Origin of the sequence: Embleya sp. NPDC005575, assembly GCF_040605455.1 — a bacterium.
Classification (GTDB): Bacteria; Actinomycetota; Actinomycetes; order Streptomycetales; family Streptomycetaceae; genus Embleya.
Map to the genome: position 1 here is coordinate 1 of NZ_JBEXCV010000046.1, position 18,176 is coordinate 18,176.

An 18,176-nucleotide genomic window follows, 5' to 3' on the forward strand; every position below is an offset into this window, starting at 1 on the left:
GCATCCCGGTCCACATGGTCGAGGTGATCAACAAGCTGGCCCGCGTGCAGCGCCAGATGCTCCAGGACCTGGGCCGCGAGCCCACCCCGGAGGAGTTGGCCAAGGAACTCGACATGACGCCGGAGAAGGTCGTCGAGGTGCAAAAGTACGGCCGCGAGCCGATCTCCCTGCACACCCCCCTCGGCGAGGACGGCGACAGCGAGTTCGGCGACCTCATCGAGGACTCCGAGGCGGTCGTGCCGGCCGACGCGGTGAGCTTCACGCTGCTCCAGGAGCAGCTGCACTCCGTGCTCGACACGCTTTCCGAGCGCGAGGCGGGCGTGGTGTCGATGCGCTTCGGGCTCACCGACGGTCAGCCCAAGACGCTCGACGAGATCGGCAAGGTCTACGGGGTCACCCGGGAGCGGATCCGCCAGATCGAGTCGAAGACCATGTCGAAGCTGCGCCACCCGTCCCGCTCCCAGGTGCTGCGCGACTACCTGGACTGAGCCGGCAGCGCGGACCGGGCGGACCGCACCGCATGGGCACGACATCGGCCCCGGATACACCATCCGGGGCTTTCGTGTGTGCGGTTGACGAGGAAATCACCCGTTCGCACAGCGCGAGGGTTCCGCACGGCCACGCTGGGGCACCGGCCTCTACCTGACGGTAGCCGGCGAGAGGTTCCCCATGATGGTGCGAGCGCCCGAGCGGAACAGACGCAGCAGTTTCCGGCGGTACACACGAGGATCGATGGTCGCCCTTGCCGTGGTCGTGACGGTGGCAGTCCTGACGGGCGCCACGCCCTCGGGACCGCCGCGCGTGGTGGTCGGCGGGACCCCCGCGGACACCGCGACCTATCCGTGGGCGGTGGCCCTGTCCAGTCGGGCCGAGTACGGCTCCGCACGATCGGGGCAGTTCTGCGGCGGCACGCTGATTGCGCCCACCAAGGTGCTGACCGCCGCGCACTGCATGTACGACGCGAACGGCAAGCGAGACGACCGCCCGGACCTGAAGGTGATCCAGGGGCGGACCGATCTGCGCACCACGCAGGGCCACGAGGTGGCGGTCGGCGAGGTGTACGTGAACCCGGACTTCGATCCGGGGCGGATCCTGGGTGACTGGGCGGTGCTCACCCTGGACGAGCCGCTCGAGACCGGCGTCGCGTCGATGGTGGGACAGGACGCGGACGTCTACGCGAGCGGGACCGCGTCCACCGTGGTCGGGTGGGGTGACACAACGGGACGGGGCGACTACTCCTCGACGCTGCGACAGGTCACCGTGCCGCTGGTGTCCGACGCGACCTGCGGGGCCGCGTACCCGGGCGGGCGCTACGGGACGTACGACGCCGTCGCGATGGTGTGCGCCGGTGAGCGGCTGGGTGGCAAGGACGCGTGCAGTGCGGACAGCGGCGGCCCGCTCCTGGTGGCCGGCCGGGTCGCCGGGATCGTCTCGTGGGGTGACGGATGTGCCCTGGCGGGTAAACCGGGTGTCTACACCCGGCTCGCCTCGTTCGCCCGGGACATCCGGGATGCCGCCGGATTGTGAGGGATATCACGCCTCTCGATGGTGCCGACCGCCCTCCGGGTGAGCACGACAGACGCCGATGGCGGCCACCTCGCGGTGGCCGCCATCGGCGCGATGTCTGCTCGTCGGGGTCTCAGAGGGTCGGCTGTCTGGTCAGTTGTCGTCGTCCGGTGCGGTAACGGGGACCGCCGTGAGGCGGTCGGTCTCGTCCTGTATCTCCACGGCCACCTTCCGAAGTTCAGGCTCGAACTTGCGGGCGTGGTGCGCACAGAACAGCAGTTCGCCGCCGCTGGAAAGGACAACCCGAAGGTATGCCTGGGCGCCGCACCGATCACAACGGTCGGCGGCCGTCAACGGACTGGCGGGTGTCAGAACCGAATTCACGTCGCCTCTTCTCTACTCGACGAAGCCTTCATCGATGTCCAACATCAAATCAGCCTCGAACGTTCCCGGGGTGATCGTGTCATGTTCAACAGCTTCTCGGCACACCCCTTCTGCAACTCATTCCTTGTGCATAGGACGTGCCCTGTGCGCGTACGGTTCATGCCGGCCACCCGATCGGGTGGTCGAAGATGTGTTCGGTTGCCGGCTAGGATGCGGCGGCGAGCCGTCACCGGGGTGTCTTCCGGCCCCGGTAGCCTTGCTCTCCGGCGCGACGAGGGTGGTCAGTGGGCCCGATTTCGGGGGCTCGGGCACCGCCGCCGCGCCGCACGGATCGACGCGTTTCGCGGCGATTCGACTACGCGACTACATGCGAGGAGTTGCACCGCGTGACCGCCCAGACGACCGCGCAGTCCACCGCGCTCCTGGCGGGCGAGCCCGACCACTCGAACTACACCGCGCGGCATCTCCTCGTTCTCGAGGGTCTTGACGCGGTCCGCAAGCGGCCCGGCATGTACATCGGCTCCACCGACAGTCGGGGCCTGATGCACTGTCTGTGGGAGATCATCGACAACTCGGTGGACGAGGCCCTCGGGGGCTTCGGCGACCGGATCGAGGTGCTCCTGCACGCTGACGGCTCGGTGGAGGTTCGAGACAGCGGTCGCGGTATCCCCGTCGACGTGGAGCCCAAGACCGGCCTGTCCGGTGTCGAGGTCGTCATGACCAAGCTGCACGCCGGCGGCAAGTTCGGCGGCGGATCCTATGCCGCCTCCGGCGGCCTGCACGGCGTCGGCGCCTCCGTGGTCAACGCCCTGTCCGCCCGACTCGACGTCGAGGTCGACCGCGGCGGGCACACCCACGCCATCTCGTTCCGGCGCGGCGTGCCCGGCGAGTTCGCCACCCTCGGCGCGGACGCTCCGTTCAGTGCCGGTAACGGACTGCGCAGGATCAAGAAGGTCGCCAAAGCCAAGGCCGGCACCCGGATCCGCTATTGGGCGGACCGGCAGATCTTCCTCAAGGACGCCGCGCTAGACCTGGAATCGCTGTACTCGCGCGCCCGCCAGACCGCCTTCCTGGTGCCCGGACTCACGATCGTTGTTCGCGACGAGCGTAATGGTGCGAATCCGGGCGAAGTGGACGAACAGGTCTTTCACTACTCCGGCGGGATCAGCGAGTTCTGTGAATACCTCGCTCCCGACCGTGCGCTCTGCGACGTGTTGCGCTTCACCGGCTCCGGCACTTTCAAGGAAACCGTGCCGGTGCTCGACGAGCAGGGGCACATGGTGCCCACCGAGGTCCAGCGCGAGCTGGGCGTGGACGTGGCGCTGCGCTGGGGCACGGGATACGACTCGACCCTGCGTTCCTTCGTCAACATCATCGCCACGCCCAAGGGCGGCACCCACGTCGCCGGATTCGACCAGGCGCTTCGGCGCACGGTCAACGACGTGCTGCGCTCGACCAAGCTGCTGCGCGTGTCCGAGGACGACATCACCAAGGACGACGCGACCGAGGGCCTGACCGCCGTGGTCACCGTGCGTTTGGCCGAGCCACAGTTCGAGGGGCAGACCAAGGAGGTGCTGGGCACCTCGGCCGCCGCGCGGATCGTGCAGAACGTGGTGTCCAAGGAACTGAAGGCGTTCCTGACCTCCACCGGGCGCGACCACAAGGCGCAGTCGCGCGCCGTCCTGGAAAAGGTCGTCTCGGCGGCCCGCACCCGGATCGCCGCGCGGCAGCACAAGGAGGCCCAGCGGCGCAAGACGGCCCTGGAGACCTCGGCGCTGCCGGCCAAGCTGGCCGACTGCCGCAGCGACGACGTCGACCGCAGCGAGTTGTTCATCGTCGAGGGCGACTCGGCGCTGGGCACCGCCAAGCTCGCGCGCAACTCGGAGTTCCAGGCACTGCTGCCGATTCGGGGCAAGATCCTGAACGTGCAGAAGGCGTCCGTCTCGGACATGCTCAAGAACGCCGAATGCGCCGCGATCATCCAGGTCATAGGAGCGGGCTCCGGGCGTACGTTCGACATCGACCAGGCCCGCTACGGCAAGATCATCTTCATGGCGGACGCCGACGTGGACGGCTCGCACATCCGCTGCCTGCTGCTCACCCTCTTCCAGCGCTACATGCGTCCGATGGTCCAGGCCGGCCGGGTCTTCGCCGCGGTTCCGCCGCTGCACCGGATCGAGCTGTCCCGGCCCAAGAAGGGGCAGGACAAGTACGTCTACACGTACTCGGACGCCGAGCTGAAGCGCACGCTGCTGGATTACCAGCGCAAGGGCATCGCCTGGAAGGACCCGGTCCAGCGCTACAAGGGTCTGGGCGAGATGGACGCCGACCAGCTCGCGGAGACCACGGTCGATCCCCGGCACCGCACCCTGCGCCGGATCAACCTGGGCGACCTGGAGGCGGCCGAGCGCGTGTTCGACCTGCTGATGGGCAACGAGGTGGCGCCGCGCAAGGAGTTCATCACCAACTCCGCGTCGCTGCTCGACCGCTCGCGGATCGACGTCTGAGCACACCGGCCCGCCGGTCATGCGCCGGGCCCGAAGGGATTCGTCCCTTCGGGCCCGGCGTTTTTCATGATCATGACATCCGGTCCAAACGGTCCGTATATCTGCGATAGAAGGACGAATGTCACTCATTGGCGTGTGACCGTCACGCCTCCCGTATCGGGAGGGTTCAAATCCTCGTTGGCCAAACGATTCCACGACGCATGGCGGGGCCAGGTCTGCGGCCGTGCCGACGATTCATCCATACAGGTGAATCGTGCAGAACCTGGCCGTGCGGCCCGCGCCCGCTGCCCATGCTGAACACCGGTCCCGTCGAACGCCTGTCTCGGGTGTCGGGATCGGGACGAACGCGCGGTTCGGCAATCGACGAGGAGAGCTACGGTGACGACCAGTTCGTACCGACCCACACTCACCCGGGGTGTGCCGTTCGGCGACCCGGAGTCGGATACGCGCGCGGACATCTATCTACACGTGCAGGCGAGCCCGGAGTTCCAGGAGATTCGGCGTCGCTATCGCGACTTCGTCTTCCCGATGTCGCTCGCGTTCCTCGCGTGGTACCTGCTGTACGTGTTCGCGTCCACCTTTGCGCGCGGCTTCATGGCACACCGGGTCCTGGGCGTGTTCAACGTCGCGCTCGCCTTCGGTCTGCTCCAGTTCGCGAGCACGTTCCTGATCACGTGGGCGTACGCCCGCAATGCGCGCGGCAAGCGCGACCGGGCCGCGCTCAACCTGCGGTGGGAGACCCAGGAGATGTTCCGGTGAACGGTGCCTACCTCGCGGCGGCCGGCGGCCACCGCAGTCTGACCGGCCTGCTGTTCGTGGTCTTCGTGGTGATCACCCTCGGCATCACCGTGTGGGCCAGTCGGAACAACCGCACGGCCAACGACTTCTACGCCGGCGGGCGGGAGTTCTCCGCGTCCCAGAACGGGCTGGCCATCGCCGGCGACTACATGTCGGCGGCGTCCTTCCTGGGCATTGCCGGGCTGATCGCGCTGTTCGGCTACGACGGCTTCCTGTACTCGATCGGCTTCCTGGTCGCCTGGCTGGTCGTGCTCATGCTCGTGGCCGAACTCGTGCGCAACTGCGGGCGGTTCACGATGGCCGACGTGGTCGCGTTCCGGATGAGCCGCAAGCCGGTGCGGACCGCGGCGGGGGCCGCGACGATCGTGGTCTCGATCTTCTACCTGATCGCCCAGATGGTCGGCGCGGGCACGCTGGTCGCGCTGCTGCTCGGCGACACCGGCGGCTCGGCGCAGACCTGGACGATCGTCGGCGTGGGCGCGCTGATGGTGGTCTACGTGACCTTCGGCGGGATGAAGGGCACCACCTGGATCCAGATCGTCAAGGCGGTGCTGCTGCTCGGCGGCGCGATCCTGATGACGATCCTGGTCCTGGTGCGTTTCCACTTCAACCTCGACGAGTTGCTGGACACCGCGGCGCACACCAGCGGCCACGGACAGAAGTTCCTCGAACCGGGTCTGAAGTACGGGAAGAACCTGACCAGTCGGCTGGACTTCATCAGCCTGGCGATCGCGCTGGTGCTCGGCACCGCGGGGCTTCCGCACATTCTGGTGCGGTTCTACACCGTGCCCACCGCGAGGGCCGCGCGGCACTCGGTGATGTGGGCGATCGCCCTGATCGGCACGTTCTACCTGCTCACCATCGTGCTCGGATTCGGCGCCGCAGCGGTGCTCGGGTCGGACAAGATCCGCAAGTCGAACGCGGCCGGCAACACCGCACTTCCGCTGCTCGCGGAGGAACTCGGCGGCGGGCCGAACACGTTCGGCGGCGTGGTGCTGCTCGCGGTGATCGCGGCGGTGGCGTTCGCGACCATCCTGGCGGTGGTGGCCGGGCTGACCCTGGCCTCCTCGGCGTCCTTCGCCCACGACCTGTACACGAACGTGATCCGCAAGGAGGCGACCGAGGAGAGGAGCGAACTCCGGGCCGCCCGGCTCTCGGCGATCGTGATCGGCGGGATCGCGATCGGACTGAGCCTGTCCGCGCAGAAGCTCAACGTCGCCTTCCTGGTCGCGCTCGCTTTCGCGGTGGCGGCCTCGGCCAATCTGCCCACGCTGCTGTACACGCTGTTCTGGCGGCGGTTCAACACCAACGGCACGGTGTGGGCGATCTACGGCGGGCTCGGCTCGGCGCTGGTACTCGTGTTGTTCTCGCCGGTGGTCTCCGGAGGCAAGACGCCGCTGGTGACCGGGATCGACTTCCACTGGTTCCCGCTGGAGAACCCGGGGATCGTGTCGATCCCGATCGGCTTCCTGTGCGGCTGGATCGGCACGCTGCGCTCGGACGAGGAGGCGGACGTCGCCAAGTACGCCGAGATGGAGGTCCGTTCGCTGACCGGGGCGGGCGCCTACTGACGGTGCGTCAGTAGGCGGGCCCGCATGCTCGTCGGGAGGCCCTGGTCCTTGCCGCAACTCTCCGGCCGGGCGGGGGCCTCCTTGTGAGCGTCCACCGCGACGGTCCAGGTGCGGCCGTCGATGTGATCGACCCGGATCGTCCAGCCGCCCTCGTCCTCCGCGCGCTCGTCGTAGACCGACAGCGCGTCGGCCCGGCGCTCGCCGCAGTCCGCGCGGACCGCGAGCTCGGCGGCCTGACCGGCCCGGGAGTAGGTGGACCGGCCCCGGCAGTGGTCCGGCACCATCTCGCCGCGCCCGGCGGCGGCGACCACGGCGCGGGCCGAGGTGGGGTCCAGGCGCCCGTACAGGTAGCCCTGGGGCAGTACGACGGCGGTCGGTGCGAACCGGTGCCCGCCCAGGTGCGTGACCTCCCACGTGGCCTCGGGGAAGCTCGCGGCGAGCGCGGCGGCCAGCGGTCGGCCCGCGACCGCGCAGCACCGGTCGCGCTTGCCGTTCGTGCAGACCAGTAGGAGCGGCTCGGCAGCCGACTCGCCCACCGAGGGTTCGGTCGGTCCGGCCAGCGCGGCCAGGTCGAGCGCGAGCAGGTCGGCGGCGCTGCGCACGCGCAACCAGCGCAGCCAGGTGCCGCCGGGTTCGGTCCAGGCCAGGAAGGCGGTCCGGGGTCCTTCGGAGGCGGCGCCGGCCTTGTCGTCGGCGCGGCGTCCCGGGGCGTTCGGGGTGCGATCGCTCTCCTCGCTCCCGGGGCCCGCCTCGTCCGGGCGGCGGCTTGCCTCGTCCGGCCGACGGATGAGCGCGGCGCGGAAACCGGCCCGCGCGGCCCGCTCGTCCAACTCTTTGCCCACCCCGTCGTCGAGCCCGCGACTGCCGGTCAGCGCCTTGGCGGCCCACGGCCCGGGGTGCTCGACGAGCAGCCAGCCACGCGCCGTCGAAGCGGTGCCGGCCATCGGCTCGGCGAGTTCGTGCGAGAGAAAGACGCAGGTTTCCACGACTGTGCACCGTATAGCCTGCACCCGCCGCCCAGCCTGATCGGCCCCGCCCCGAGCGCCCGGATCCGGTGATCCCGGTACGGTTGTTGCACACGGTAATGATGGGAGGCGGCCATGCCCCAGGGACGGCCCGACGGGAGAGCGGCGATAGCCGGCTTCACGTTGGACGACGCGGTGGCGCTCGCCAGGGCCGCGCACGACGGTCAGTTGGACAAGGGTGGTCACCCGTACATCACGCACCCGTTGCGGGTGATGCGGCATGTCGAGGGCACCTACGCGCAGATGGCGGCGGTGCTGCACGACGTGATCGAGGACACACCGGTGGGCGCGGACGACCTGCGCGCGGCGGGTGTGCCGGAGCGGGTGGTGGCCGCGGTGATTGCGCTGTCCAAGCTGCCCGGCGAACCGCTGGAGGTCAGCATCGCGCGCGCGGCGGCGGACCCGATCGCGATTGTGGTCAAGCGGGCGGACATAGCGGACAACCGCTCCGAGGCCCGGCTCGGCCAGCTCGACGCACAGACGCAGGTGCGGTTGCGGAGCAAGTACGCGCGCTCGATCGAGCTCCTCGAGGAGTTCGCCGCGCGCTGAGGCCCGCGCGGTTCGCCCGGCGAGAAACAACGAAACAACGGAACGGGAGAGGCCCCCGCAGCGAGGGATGCTGCGGGGGCCTCGTCGACGGGTCGACTCAGACGGTGCCCGGCGGGCCGCCGACCGTGTCGACGTGCTTGACCAGCGGCGTGCCGGAGCCGTCCCGGCGCGGGTCCAGGGCGGGCAGCTCGACCGGCCGGCCCTTGGCGTCCGAGGCTCGGGCCGGCGCCAGGCCCGCCCAGGCCAGGCGCAGCGTGGTCTCGCCCTTGAGGAAGCGTTGGCAGCGCACGCCGCCGGTGGCCCGGCCCTTGCGCGGATACTCGGCGAACGGGGTGACCTTGCAGGTGCCGTGCTCCGAGCCGAACAGCGCGTCGCCGCTGTAGGCGGCGACCGTGACCACCACCGCGTCCGCGCCCGGATCCACTGCGGTGAACGAGAGCACGGACTGCTTGGCGCCCAGCTTGACGCCGGCCATGCCGCCCGCCGGGCGACCCTGCGGCCGCACCATCGAGGCCTGGAAGCGCAACAACTGGGCGTCGTCGGTGATGAAGACCAGGTCCTCCTCGCCGGTGCGCAGCTCGACCGCGCCGACGATGAAGTCGCCCTCGCGCAGCGTGATCACTTCCAGGTCGTCCTTGTTCGCCGGATAGTCCGGCACGACCCGCTTGACCACCCCCTGCGCGGTGCCGAGCGCGAGCCCGGGGGAGTCGGCGGCCAGGGTGGTCAGGCACACCAGTCGTTCGTGCGATTCCAACGAGGCGAACTCGGACAGCGGCGCGCCGCCGGCCAGGTTCGGCGCGGTTGCGGTCTCCGGCAACGAGGGCAGGTCGACCACGTTGATCCGGAGCAGCCGGCCGGTGCTGGTGACCGCGCCGACCTCACCGCGCACGGTGGCCGCGACCGAGGACACCACCAGGTCGTGGTTGGCCCTGCCCCCCTCGGGCGGCAGCGGGCCGCCGGTCGAGGTGCGTGCGAGCAGTCCGGTCGAGGACAACAACACCGTGCACGGCGCGTCGGTGACCTGGAGCGGGACCGCCGCGGCGGGCACGTCGGCCGACTCCAGCAGCACGGTGCGGCGCGGCGTGCCGTACTTCTTGGACACTGTGGCCAGCTCGTCCGAGACCACCTTCCGGAGCAGCTTGTCGTCCTCCAGGATCTTGGTCAGTTCGGCGATCTCGGCGCGCAGCCGCTCCTGCTCGGCCTCCAGTTCGATCCGGTCGAACCGGGTGAGTCGGCGCAGCGGGGTGTCCAGGATGTAGGACGCCTGGATGTCGGACAGTGAGAACGTCTCCATCAGACGTTCCTTGGCCTGTGCCGAGTTGTCGCTGGAGCGGATCAGCTCGATCACGCGGTCGATGTCGATCAGCGCGACGAGCAGACCGTCGACCAGGTGCAGGCGCTCCAGGCGCTTGCGGCGGCGGAACTCGCTGCGCCGGCGGATGACCTCGAAGCGGTGGTCCACGTAGACCTGGAGCAGTTCCTTCAGGCCCAGCGTGAGCGGCTGGCCGTCGACCAGGGCCACGTTGTTGATGCCGAAGGTCTCCTCCATCGGCGTCAGCTTGTAGAGCTGTTGGAGGATCGCCTCGGGATTGAAGCCGTTCTTGATCTCGATGACCAGACGCAGTCCGTGCGACCGGTCGGTGAGGTCCTTCAGGTCCGCGATGCCCTGGACCTTCTTGGACTGCACCAGCTCCTTGATCTTGGCGATCACCCGCTCCGGGCCGACGTTGTAGGGCAGTTCGGTGACCACGATGCCCTTGCGGCGCGCGGTGACCGACTCGACCGTCGCGGTCGCGCGGATCTTGAAGGTGCCGCGGCCCTTCTCGTACGCGTCCCGGACGCCGCCCAGGCCGACGATCCGACCGCCGGTGGGCAGGTCGGGGCCGGGCACGTGGCGCATCAGGTCTTCGAGCGTGGCGCCGGGGTGGCGGATCAGATGGCGCGCGGCGGCGACCACCTCGACCAGGTTGTGCGGCGGCATGTTGGTCGCCATGCCGACCGCGATCCCGGACGCCCCGTTGACGAGCAGGTTCGGGAACGCGGCGGGCAGGACGCCCGGTTCCTGCTCCTGGCCGTCGTAGTTGGGGCCGAAGTCGACGACGTCCTCGTCGATCGAGTCGACCATCAGCATCGCGGCCGAGGACAGCCGGGACTCGGTGTATCGCATCGCGGCGGGCGGGTCGTCGCCGCCGAGCGAGCCGAAGTTCCCGTGGCCGTCGATCAGCGGCAGGCGCATCGAGAACGGCTGCGCCATCCGCACGAGGGTGTCGTAGATGGGGCCGTCACCGTGCGGGTGCAGCTTGCCCATCACCTCGCCCACGACGCGGGCGCACTTGACGTACCCCCGGTCGGGACGCAGGCCCATCTCGGCGGCCTGGTACAGGATGCGGCGATGCACGGGCTTGAGCCCGTCGCGGGCGTCCGGCAGTGCCCGGGAGTAGATGACCGAGTAGGCGTACTCCAGGAAGGAGCCCTGCATCTCGTCGACGACATCGATGTCGAGGATGCGTTCCTCGAAGTCGTCCGGTGGCTGCGGACCGGAAGTTTTCGTACTACGGCGGGCCATGCGCGGCGTTGCTCCTTTGCTTCTTCGGGCCGGCGCCGGGCCGTGTCTCCCGTGTCCGCCCGAGGGCGGCGCGGCCGGGGACGGCCCGCACGGCGTGCCCATTGTGACGCGCCGGTGCGACATGTGAGTGCATCGACCCGGGTGACACCGTGCTTGAGGGCCGTGCGAGGAGGGAAGGACAGCCCTTTGGCCCACGGTTGTGCCGCAGGCTCCGGCCGCCGTCCGAGCAGGAAAAAGAAGGGTTTCGCGATGGACGACAAGCAGATTCGCGAACGCATCACCGACATGGTCGAGCAGGAGCGTGCCCTGCGGGAACAACTTGCGCAAGGCGCCATCTCCAGTGGCGAGGAGCACAGTCGATTGACCGAGGTGGAGGCCGAACTCGACCAATGTTGGGACCTGCTGAGGCAGCGTCAGGCATTGCGCGACGCGGGCGCGGACCCGGCGAGCGCGGCCGCGCGGCCGGTGCCGGAGGTCGAGGGCTACCAGCAGTAGGCGGTCCGCGGGCGGGCTTCGCCCATCGCGAACACCCTCGCGAGCGGGAGTCGATCGGGCACCGCGCGTCGTTAGGGTGAGGGTGGCCGCCGTCGCGGCGGTCACCCTCCAGGAGAGGACGGATGGGCTTATGGCAGGACCGGCGACTGCATCGTTGGGGTTCACCGCGACCACGCACACCCTCGGCAACGGGCTCCGCGTGGTGCTCTCGGAGGACCACGTCGACCCCGTGGCCGCCGTCTGCCTCTGGTACGACGTGGGCTCACGGCACGAACGGCCCGGGCGGACCGGGCTCGCGCACCTCTTCGAGCACCTGATGTTCCAGGGCTCGGCCAACGTGCACGGCAACGAGCACTTCGAGTTCGTGCAGTCGGCGGGCGGTTCGCTCAACGGCACCACGAGCTTCGAGCGGACGAACTACTTCGAGACCATGCCCGCGCATCAGCTGGAACTGGCGCTGTGGCTGGAGGCGGACCGCATGGGCGGCCTGCTCCAGGCGCTGACCGAGGAAAGCCTGGAGAACCAGCGCGACGTGGTCAAGAACGAGCGCCGCCAGCGCTACGACAACATGCCCTACGGCACCGCGTGGGAGCGCCTGGTGGCGATGGCCTACCCCGAGGGCCACCCGTACCACCACATGCCGATCGGTTCGATGGCCGACCTGGACGCCACCTCGCTCGCGGACTGCCAGGCTTTCTTCCGCACCTACTACGCGCCGAACAACGCCGTGCTGGCGATCGTTGGCGACGTGGATCCCGAGCAGACCCTGGCCTGGGTGGAGAAGTACTTCGGCACGATTCCCGCGCACGACGGCAAGCCGGTGCCCGCGGACGGCGCGCTGCCGCCGGTCCTGGGGGCGGAGCTGCGCGAGGTCGTGCGCGAGAACGTGCCTTCGCCGGCGCTGATGGCCGCCTACCGGATGCCGGCCGACGGCACCCGGGGCGCGGACGCCGCGGAGATCGCGCTGACCATCCTGGGCGAGGGGGAGAGCTCGCGGCTGAACACCCGCCTGGTGCGGCACGACGAACTCGCGCTCTACGCGGGGGTCGGCCTGATGCGCCAGGCCGGGACCGCGTCGGTGGGCATGCTGGACGTGAAGGCGTCCGGGTCGGGGGCGGTGGCGGCGATCGACGCGGCGTTGGCCGAGGAGTTCACCCGGTTCGCCGCCGAGGGGCCGACCCCGGCCGAACTCGAGCGCGCACAGGCCCAGTTGGAGCGTGCCTACCTGGACACGATGGCCACGGTGGGCAGCCGGGCCGACGAACTGTGCCGCTACGCGACGCTGTTCGGTGACGCGAACCTGGCATTCACCGCGTTGGAGCGGCTGCTGGACATCACCGCCGAGGAGGTGCGGGCGGTCGCCGCCGAACGCCTGGTACCGGAGAACCGTGCGGTGCTGGTGTACGAACCGACGGACGAGCCGACCGACGACGCGCACGAGAACGAGGAGCAGGTCGCGTGACCCAGACCGGCGAGATGGTGTTCCACCCGCGCCCCGGCGCGGGCCCGGCCCGTGAGTGGACCTTCCCCGCGCCCGAGCGCTTCGTGCTCGGCAACGGCCTCGCGGTCCTGCGCGTGGACCGGCCCGGCCAGAAGGTGGTGGCGGTCGAGTTGGTGCTCGACTCGCCGCTGGCCGCCGAGCCGGCCGAGTGCGAGGGCGTGGCGACGATCATGGCGCGCGCGTTCACCGAGGGCACCGACCGGATGGGCGCCGAGGAGTTCGCCGCCGAGTTGGAGCGCTGCGGGGCGACGATCGACACCGACGCCGACCACCCGGGCGTGCGGGTCGCGCTCGATGTGCCGGCCTCGCGCCTGGAGCGGGCGCTGGGGCTGCTTGCCGACGCGGTACGGGCACCGGCCTTCCCCGCGGCCGAGGTGGACCGGCTGGTGCGCCAGCGACTGGACGAGATCGTGCACGAGTTGGCGAGTCCGCCGCGGCGCGCCGCGCTCGCGCTCAGCGGCACCCTGTTCGACGCCTCGATGCGGCTGTCCCGGCCGCGGGCCGGCTCGGCGGAGAGCGTCGCGCGGGTGAACCGCGCGGCCGTGTGGGACTTCTTCACCGCGCATGTGCGCCCGCAGACCGCCACCCTGGTCGTGGTCGGCGACTTCGCCGGCGTGGACGTCACCGACGTGCTGGAGCGCACGATCGGCACCTGGAGCGCACAGACCGCCGAGCCCTCGCGGTCCGCTCCGGTGCTCGCCGACGACCACGCCCGCGTACTGATCGTGCATCGACCGGGCAGCGTGCAGACGCAGCTGCTGGTCGGGCGGGTCGGGCCGGGCCGCGAGGACGCCTCGTGGCCGGCCCTGACGATCGGCACGTACTGCCTGGGCGGCACGCTCACCTCGCGGCTGGACCGGGTGCTGCGCGAGGAGAAGGGCTACACCTACGGCGTGCGCGCGGCGAACCAGTCGCTACAGGAGGGCTCGCTGCTGGCGATCCAGGGTTCGGTGGAGACCGACGTCACCGGGCCGGCCGTCGCGGACCTGGTCGCGGTGCTGCGCACGCTGGCCGCCGAGGGCCTGGTGGACGCCGAGCGGGACGCGGCGGTGCAGAGCATCGTGGGCGTCGCCCCGCTCAAGTACGTGACGCCGCGCGCGGTGTGCGACTCGCTGGCCGATATGGCCGCCGAGCGGCAGCCGGACGGCTACCTGCCGCAGCTCTACCTGCGGTTGGCCGAGGTCGCGACCAAGGACGCCGCCGAGGCGGTGTCCGCCGGATTCGATCCCGAGCACCTCGTGGTGGTGCTGGTGGGCGACGCGGACAAGATTCGCGAACCGCTCGAAGCCCTCCGGCTCGGGCCGGTCACGGTCGTCGAATAGTCGCGATCCGGCGGTGGGCGGACGACAACGGTCGGCCCACCGCCAACCGCCGTCTCATGGGGCACTTACGGTAGACCCATGACTCAGCCGTTGCCGGGCGCCGGGCCCGGAGAGACGACAGCCATCCCGCCGTTCGACAGACCCGACGGGAAAGCAAGCGAACCCGGCGTGCCCCTTGGCGTCGGGCTGACCGCCGCGGACGTCGCGGAACGGGTCGCACGAGGGGACGTCAACGACGTTCCCGTGCGGTCGAGCCGCTCGACGGCCGAGATCGTCAAGGCGAACGTCTTCACCCGGTTCAACGCCGTCATCGGCGTGCTCTGGCTGATCATCCTGTCCGTAGGGTCGGTCAAGGACGGCCTGTTCGGCTTCGTGATCATCGCCAACACCGGGATCGGCATCATCCAGGAGATGCGCGCCAAGCGCACCCTGGACCGGCTGGCGGTGATCGGCGAGTCCAGGCCGGTGGTGCGCCGGGACGGGCAGGCCGTGGCGCTGTCCCCCTCGGACCTCGTGCTCGACGACGTGATCGAACTGGGCGCGGGCGACAAGGCCGCCGTGGACGGCGTGGTCGTCGAGGCGGACAACCTGGAGATCGACGAGTCGCTGCTCACCGGCGAGGCCGACCCGGTGATCAAGCGCCCGGGAGACCCGGTGATGTCCGGCAGCTTCGTGGTGGCCGGCAACGGCGCGTTCACCGCGACCCGGGTGGGTCGCGAGGCGTACGCGGCGCAGCTGATGGAGGAAGCCAGCAAGTTCACCCTGGTGGCCTCCGAACTGCGCAACGGCATCAGCACGATCCTCAAGTACGTCACCTGGATCCTGTTCCCGGCCTCGGTCGCGCTGATCATCAGCCAGTACCGGCTGGAGGACACCACCTGGCGCGAGGCCGTGACCCGGATGATCGCGGGCATCGTGCCGATGGTTCCCGAGGGTCTGGTGCTGCTCACCTCGCTGGCCTTCGCGGTCGGCGTGGTGCGGCTGGGCCGCAAGCAGTGCCTGGTCCAGGAACTGCCCGCGATCGAGGGCCTGGCCCGGGTCGACGTGGTCTGCCTGGACAAGACCGGCACGCTCACCGAGGGCGGCATGAACGTCGCCGAGATTCGCGAGCAGACCGAGGGCCTGCCGGTGCGCGCCGCGCTCGGTGCGCTCGGCACCACCGAGCCCCGGCCGAATGCGAGCCTGGCCGCGATCATCGACGAGTGCCCGGCGCAGACCGGCTGGACGTCGGTGGAGAGCGTGCCGTTCTCCTCCGCCCGCAAGTACAGCGGTGCGACGTTCGAGGTGTCCGGCAACCGCGCCACGTGGCTGATCGGTGCCCCCGAGGTGCTGGTGAGCACACAGGCGCACGGCGACCTGCTCGCCGACGCCGAACGGCTGGGCGCACAGGGCCTGCGGGTGCTGATGCTGGTGCGCACCGACGCCTCACTCGCGGACACCGTCGACGCGCTCGTCGGCGGCCCGGACGGCGCCGACGTGACGCCCGCCGCGCTGGTGGTGCTGGAGCAGCGGCTGCGGCACGACGCGGGCGCGACGTTGGACTACTTCGCCGACCAGGGCGTGGCGGCCAAGGTGATCTCCGGCGACAACGCGATCTCGGTCGGCGCGGTGGCCGCCAAGCTCGGCATCAAGGGCGCCGAGCACCCGGTGGACGCCCGCACGTTGCCCACCGACCAGAACGAGCTCGCGGACGTGTTGGAGGCCAATACGGTCTTCGGTCGGGTCACCCCGCAGCAGAAGCGGGACATGGTCGCCGCCCTTCAGTCGCGCGGCCACAACGTGGCGATGACCGGCGACGGCGTCAACGACGTGCTCGCGCTCAAGGACGCCGACATCGGCGTGTCGATGGGCTCGGGCAGCGAGGCCACCAAGGGCGTCGCGCAGATCGTGCTCCTGGACAACAGCTTCGCCACGCTGCCGTCGGTGGTCGGCGAGGGCCGCCGGGTGATCGGCAACATCGAGCGGGTCTCCAACCTGTTCCTGACCAAGACCGCCTACTCGGTGCTCCTGGCCATCCTGGTCGTGATCGCCAACGTGCCGTACCCGTTCCTGCCCCGGCACCTGACGCTGCTGGCCTGGTTCACCATCGGCACGCCGGCGTTCTTCCTGGCGCTGGCACCGAACAAGGAACGGGCCCGCGCCGGCTTCGTCAAGCGGGTGCTGCGCTACTCGGGCCCCTCCGGCGTGATCGCCGGTGTGGCGACCTTCACCGCGTACCTGCTGGCCCGTTCGCACTACGGCGCGACGGACGCCACGCGTACGGCCGAGACGTCGATCGCGACGCTCACGCTGTTCCTGGTCGGCCTGTGGGTGCTGGCGATCATCGCCCGCCCGTACACGTGGTGGCGGATAGCCCTGGTGCTGGTGATGGGGGCCGGGTTCGCCACGGTGCTCACGGTGCCCTGGCTCCAGGACTTCTTCGAGCTCAAGCTGGTCGGTACGCGGATGCCGTGGACCGCGGTCGGCCTCGCGGTCGCTGCCGGGGTCCTGCTGGAGGTCGTCGCCTATTGGAACAAGCGGCGCTTGGCGAGCGAGGTCGCGGCCTAGCGCCTGTGCGTTGGCGTTCGCGCCTGGCTCGGGAGGTTGTACCCACCCGCTCCACCCGTTGCGTCCGCTGCGGATGTTGCGGTTCGACCACGTCGGGGAGGCTGCTTGGCCTCGCAGCCCGGCGTGGTCGGCTCCTACTTGCCGGCTCGGTGCCGTTCCGCGAGGGCCAGGCCCACGCCGATCAGTGCCGAGCCTCCGGCCAGGCCGGCGATGAAGGCTCGGCGGCCGCGGGGGAGTTGCCCGCGGTGCCCGTACGTGATGAGCGTGTCGCCGACGTCGGCCGCCGAGGCCGCCAGCGCCCAGGTGCGGATCGGCTCTCCTCGGGCGGCCGCGAACATCGCACCGGCGCCGAGCGCGAGGTCGCGTCCGCCGAGCGCGCGGGCGAACACGAGGGCTCCGGTGCGATCCGCGTCGTCGCCGATCCACGGTCGGGAGACCCGCGGCGGGTCGAGCAGCGCGACCACGCCCAGGGCGGCCCGGGCACCGCCCCAGCCGATGGTGGCTTTGCGAATGAGGCCCTCGACATCACGCAGCGTGTTTGTCACATCCGCCACGGTATCGCTCACAAGGCACTTCAGCGGTCGTCGATTTCGTGCATTAGCCTCGCTCTGCCGCACACACGCATCGGCGACATTGCGGGATCGGCGCCATCGTGACGATCCGTCACGCATCCAGGGGGGTGGCGGCGGCCGATCGCGCCACGGGGATGGAGAACCACGTTGTACCTGCGCAAGCCTGCCGTTCCGGGACTGTTGATCGCCGCCTTTGTCATCGCGCTCTCCAGCGGATGCGGCCTGGTCGACAAGGTCAAGGGCGACGACGACAAGAAGAAGGCCACGACCGCGCCCCAGGCGGGCGGCGGTTCCACCGGTGGCGCGAGCGGCGCCCCGGCCACGCAGCCCGGCGGGGGCAAGGGCACCACGCCCGCCACGGCGCCGGCCACCGGCAAGCCGGGCGGCACGGGCGACCTCAACCCCAAGGAGTTCTGCAACCTGCTCACGCCCGCCGAACTCAAGGGCGTACTGGGCAGCGAGGTCACCCGCACCAAGAACGACGACTCGCTGCGCACCTGCCGCTACTACGGGCCGGGCGACTCGCCGGTGGTGACCCTCCAGTACTTCACCCGCAGCAGCAAGCTCGGCGACACGCCGGAGAGCGTCGTGGCCAAGAACGACATGTCGAAGTACGGCAAGCCGATCACCGACCTCGGTGCGTTCCCCACGCTGTACGTGCCGGGTAACGGCAGCTACCCGGCGCCCAGCGTGCCCGAGGTCTACTTCGCCAAGGCGCACGGCGACCTGATCGTCGACATGCACGTGAGCCTGGCACCCGCCGCGAAGGACCTGCCGCGCGCGCAGCACATCGCGATCGCCAAGCTGATCGCCGACAAGATCTGATCCGCCGC

The 18,176-nt window shown here is 70.1% G+C and carries 15 protein-coding genes; 11 read left to right on the forward strand and 4 right to left on the reverse strand.

The features are described from left to right. Positions 1–488, forward strand: a 488-nt coding sequence (locus ABZS54_RS17705; protein ID WP_355536162.1) for a sigma-70 family RNA polymerase sigma factor, incomplete at its 5' end; no start/stop codon positions are given. A gap of 244 nt (positions 489–732) precedes the next feature. Then, positions 733–1,527 (forward strand): serine protease, encoded by a 795-nt coding sequence (locus ABZS54_RS17710; protein ID WP_355536165.1) that lies wholly within the window; start codon positions 733–735, stop codon positions 1,525–1,527. A 132-nt stretch (positions 1,528–1,659) separates the two neighbouring features. Here ABZS54_RS17710 and ABZS54_RS17715 read toward each other — a convergent pair whose 3' ends face one another. After that, positions 1,660–1,890: a hypothetical protein gene (locus tag ABZS54_RS17715; protein WP_020555816.1), complete on the reverse strand. Its 231-nt coding sequence runs from the start codon at positions 1,888–1,890 to the stop codon at positions 1,660–1,662. A 386-nt stretch (positions 1,891–2,276) separates the two neighbouring features. Between ABZS54_RS17715 and ABZS54_RS17720 the strand changes: the two genes are divergently transcribed. The 3 genes from ABZS54_RS17720 to ABZS54_RS17730 all read left to right on the forward strand — a co-directional run bounded on the left by ABZS54_RS17720 (position 2,277) and on the right by ABZS54_RS17730 (position 6,766). After that, positions 2,277–4,397: a DNA topoisomerase IV subunit B gene (locus ABZS54_RS17720; protein WP_355536168.1), complete on the forward strand. Its 2,121-nt coding sequence runs from the start codon at positions 2,277–2,279 to the stop codon at positions 4,395–4,397. A 378-nt stretch (positions 4,398–4,775) separates the two neighbouring features. Further along, a complete protein-coding gene (locus tag ABZS54_RS17725; protein WP_355536171.1) occupies positions 4,776–5,156 on the forward strand; it encodes a DUF485 domain-containing protein in 381 nt (126 codons plus the stop codon). Then, positions 5,153–6,766: a cation acetate symporter gene (locus tag ABZS54_RS17730; protein WP_355536174.1), complete on the forward strand. Its 1,614-nt coding sequence runs from the start codon at positions 5,153–5,155 to the stop codon at positions 6,764–6,766. Before ABZS54_RS17725 ends, ABZS54_RS17730 begins: the two co-directional genes overlap by 4 nt. On the opposite strand, the gene ABZS54_RS17735 is transcribed toward ABZS54_RS17730, so the two are convergent. Beyond that, positions 6,760–7,752, reverse strand: a complete 993-nt coding sequence (locus ABZS54_RS17735) for a sucrase ferredoxin (protein ID WP_355536177.1) — start codon at positions 7,750–7,752, stop codon at positions 6,760–6,762. The genes ABZS54_RS17730 and ABZS54_RS17735 overlap by 7 nt on opposite strands. A 114-nt stretch (positions 7,753–7,866) precedes the next feature. On the opposite strand from ABZS54_RS17735, the gene ABZS54_RS17740 reads away from it, so the two are divergent. After that, positions 7,867–8,340 carry a phosphohydrolase gene (locus ABZS54_RS17740; protein WP_355536180.1) on the forward strand — a complete coding sequence of 158 codons (474 nt, stop codon included), beginning with the start codon at positions 7,867–7,869 and terminating at the stop codon, positions 8,338–8,340. Positions 8,341–8,437: 97 nt separating this feature from the next. On the opposite strand, the gene ABZS54_RS17745 is transcribed toward ABZS54_RS17740, so the two are convergent. Further along, complete coding sequence (locus ABZS54_RS17745; protein ID WP_355536183.1) at positions 8,438–10,906, reverse strand: DNA topoisomerase (ATP-hydrolyzing); 2,469 nt, start codon at positions 10,904–10,906, stop codon at positions 8,438–8,440. Between the two features lie 249 nt (positions 10,907–11,155). On the opposite strand from ABZS54_RS17745, the gene ABZS54_RS17750 reads away from it, so the two are divergent. The 4 genes from ABZS54_RS17750 to ABZS54_RS17765 all read left to right on the forward strand — a co-directional run bounded on the left by ABZS54_RS17750 (position 11,156) and on the right by ABZS54_RS17765 (position 16,771). Next, the gene (locus ABZS54_RS17750; RefSeq protein ID WP_355536186.1) at positions 11,156–11,401 is read left to right on the forward strand and encodes a DUF2630 family protein; all 246 of its coding nucleotides are present in this window, start codon (positions 11,156–11,158) and stop codon (positions 11,399–11,401) included. A gap of 130 nt (positions 11,402–11,531) precedes the next feature. Continuing rightward, entirely contained in the window at positions 11,532–12,863 is a 1,332-nt protein-coding gene (locus ABZS54_RS17755) for a pitrilysin family protein (protein ID WP_355536189.1), read from the forward strand. Beyond that, a complete protein-coding gene (locus ABZS54_RS17760) occupies positions 12,860–14,224 on the forward strand; it encodes a pitrilysin family protein (protein ID WP_355536192.1) in 1,365 nt (454 codons plus the stop codon). The genes ABZS54_RS17755 and ABZS54_RS17760 overlap by 4 nt, the downstream gene beginning before the upstream one ends. Before the next feature lie 78 nt (positions 14,225–14,302). Next, positions 14,303–16,771: an HAD-IC family P-type ATPase gene (locus ABZS54_RS17765; protein ID WP_355536195.1), complete on the forward strand. Its 2,469-nt coding sequence runs from the start codon at positions 14,303–14,305 to the stop codon at positions 16,769–16,771. A gap of 134 nt (positions 16,772–16,905) precedes the next feature. Here ABZS54_RS17765 and ABZS54_RS17770 read toward each other — a convergent pair whose 3' ends face one another. Further along, on the reverse strand, positions 16,906–17,316 hold the full coding sequence (locus tag ABZS54_RS17770; protein WP_355536198.1) for a hypothetical protein: 411 nt from the start codon (positions 17,314–17,316) through the stop codon (positions 16,906–16,908). Positions 17,317–17,490: 174 nt separating this feature from the next. Here ABZS54_RS17770 and ABZS54_RS17775 point away from each other — a divergent pair, with 174 nt between their 5' ends. Next, positions 17,491–18,168 (forward strand): hypothetical protein, encoded by a 678-nt coding sequence (locus ABZS54_RS17775; RefSeq protein ID WP_355536201.1) that lies wholly within the window; start codon positions 17,491–17,493, stop codon positions 18,166–18,168. Positions 18,169–18,176 lie beyond the last annotated feature (8 nt).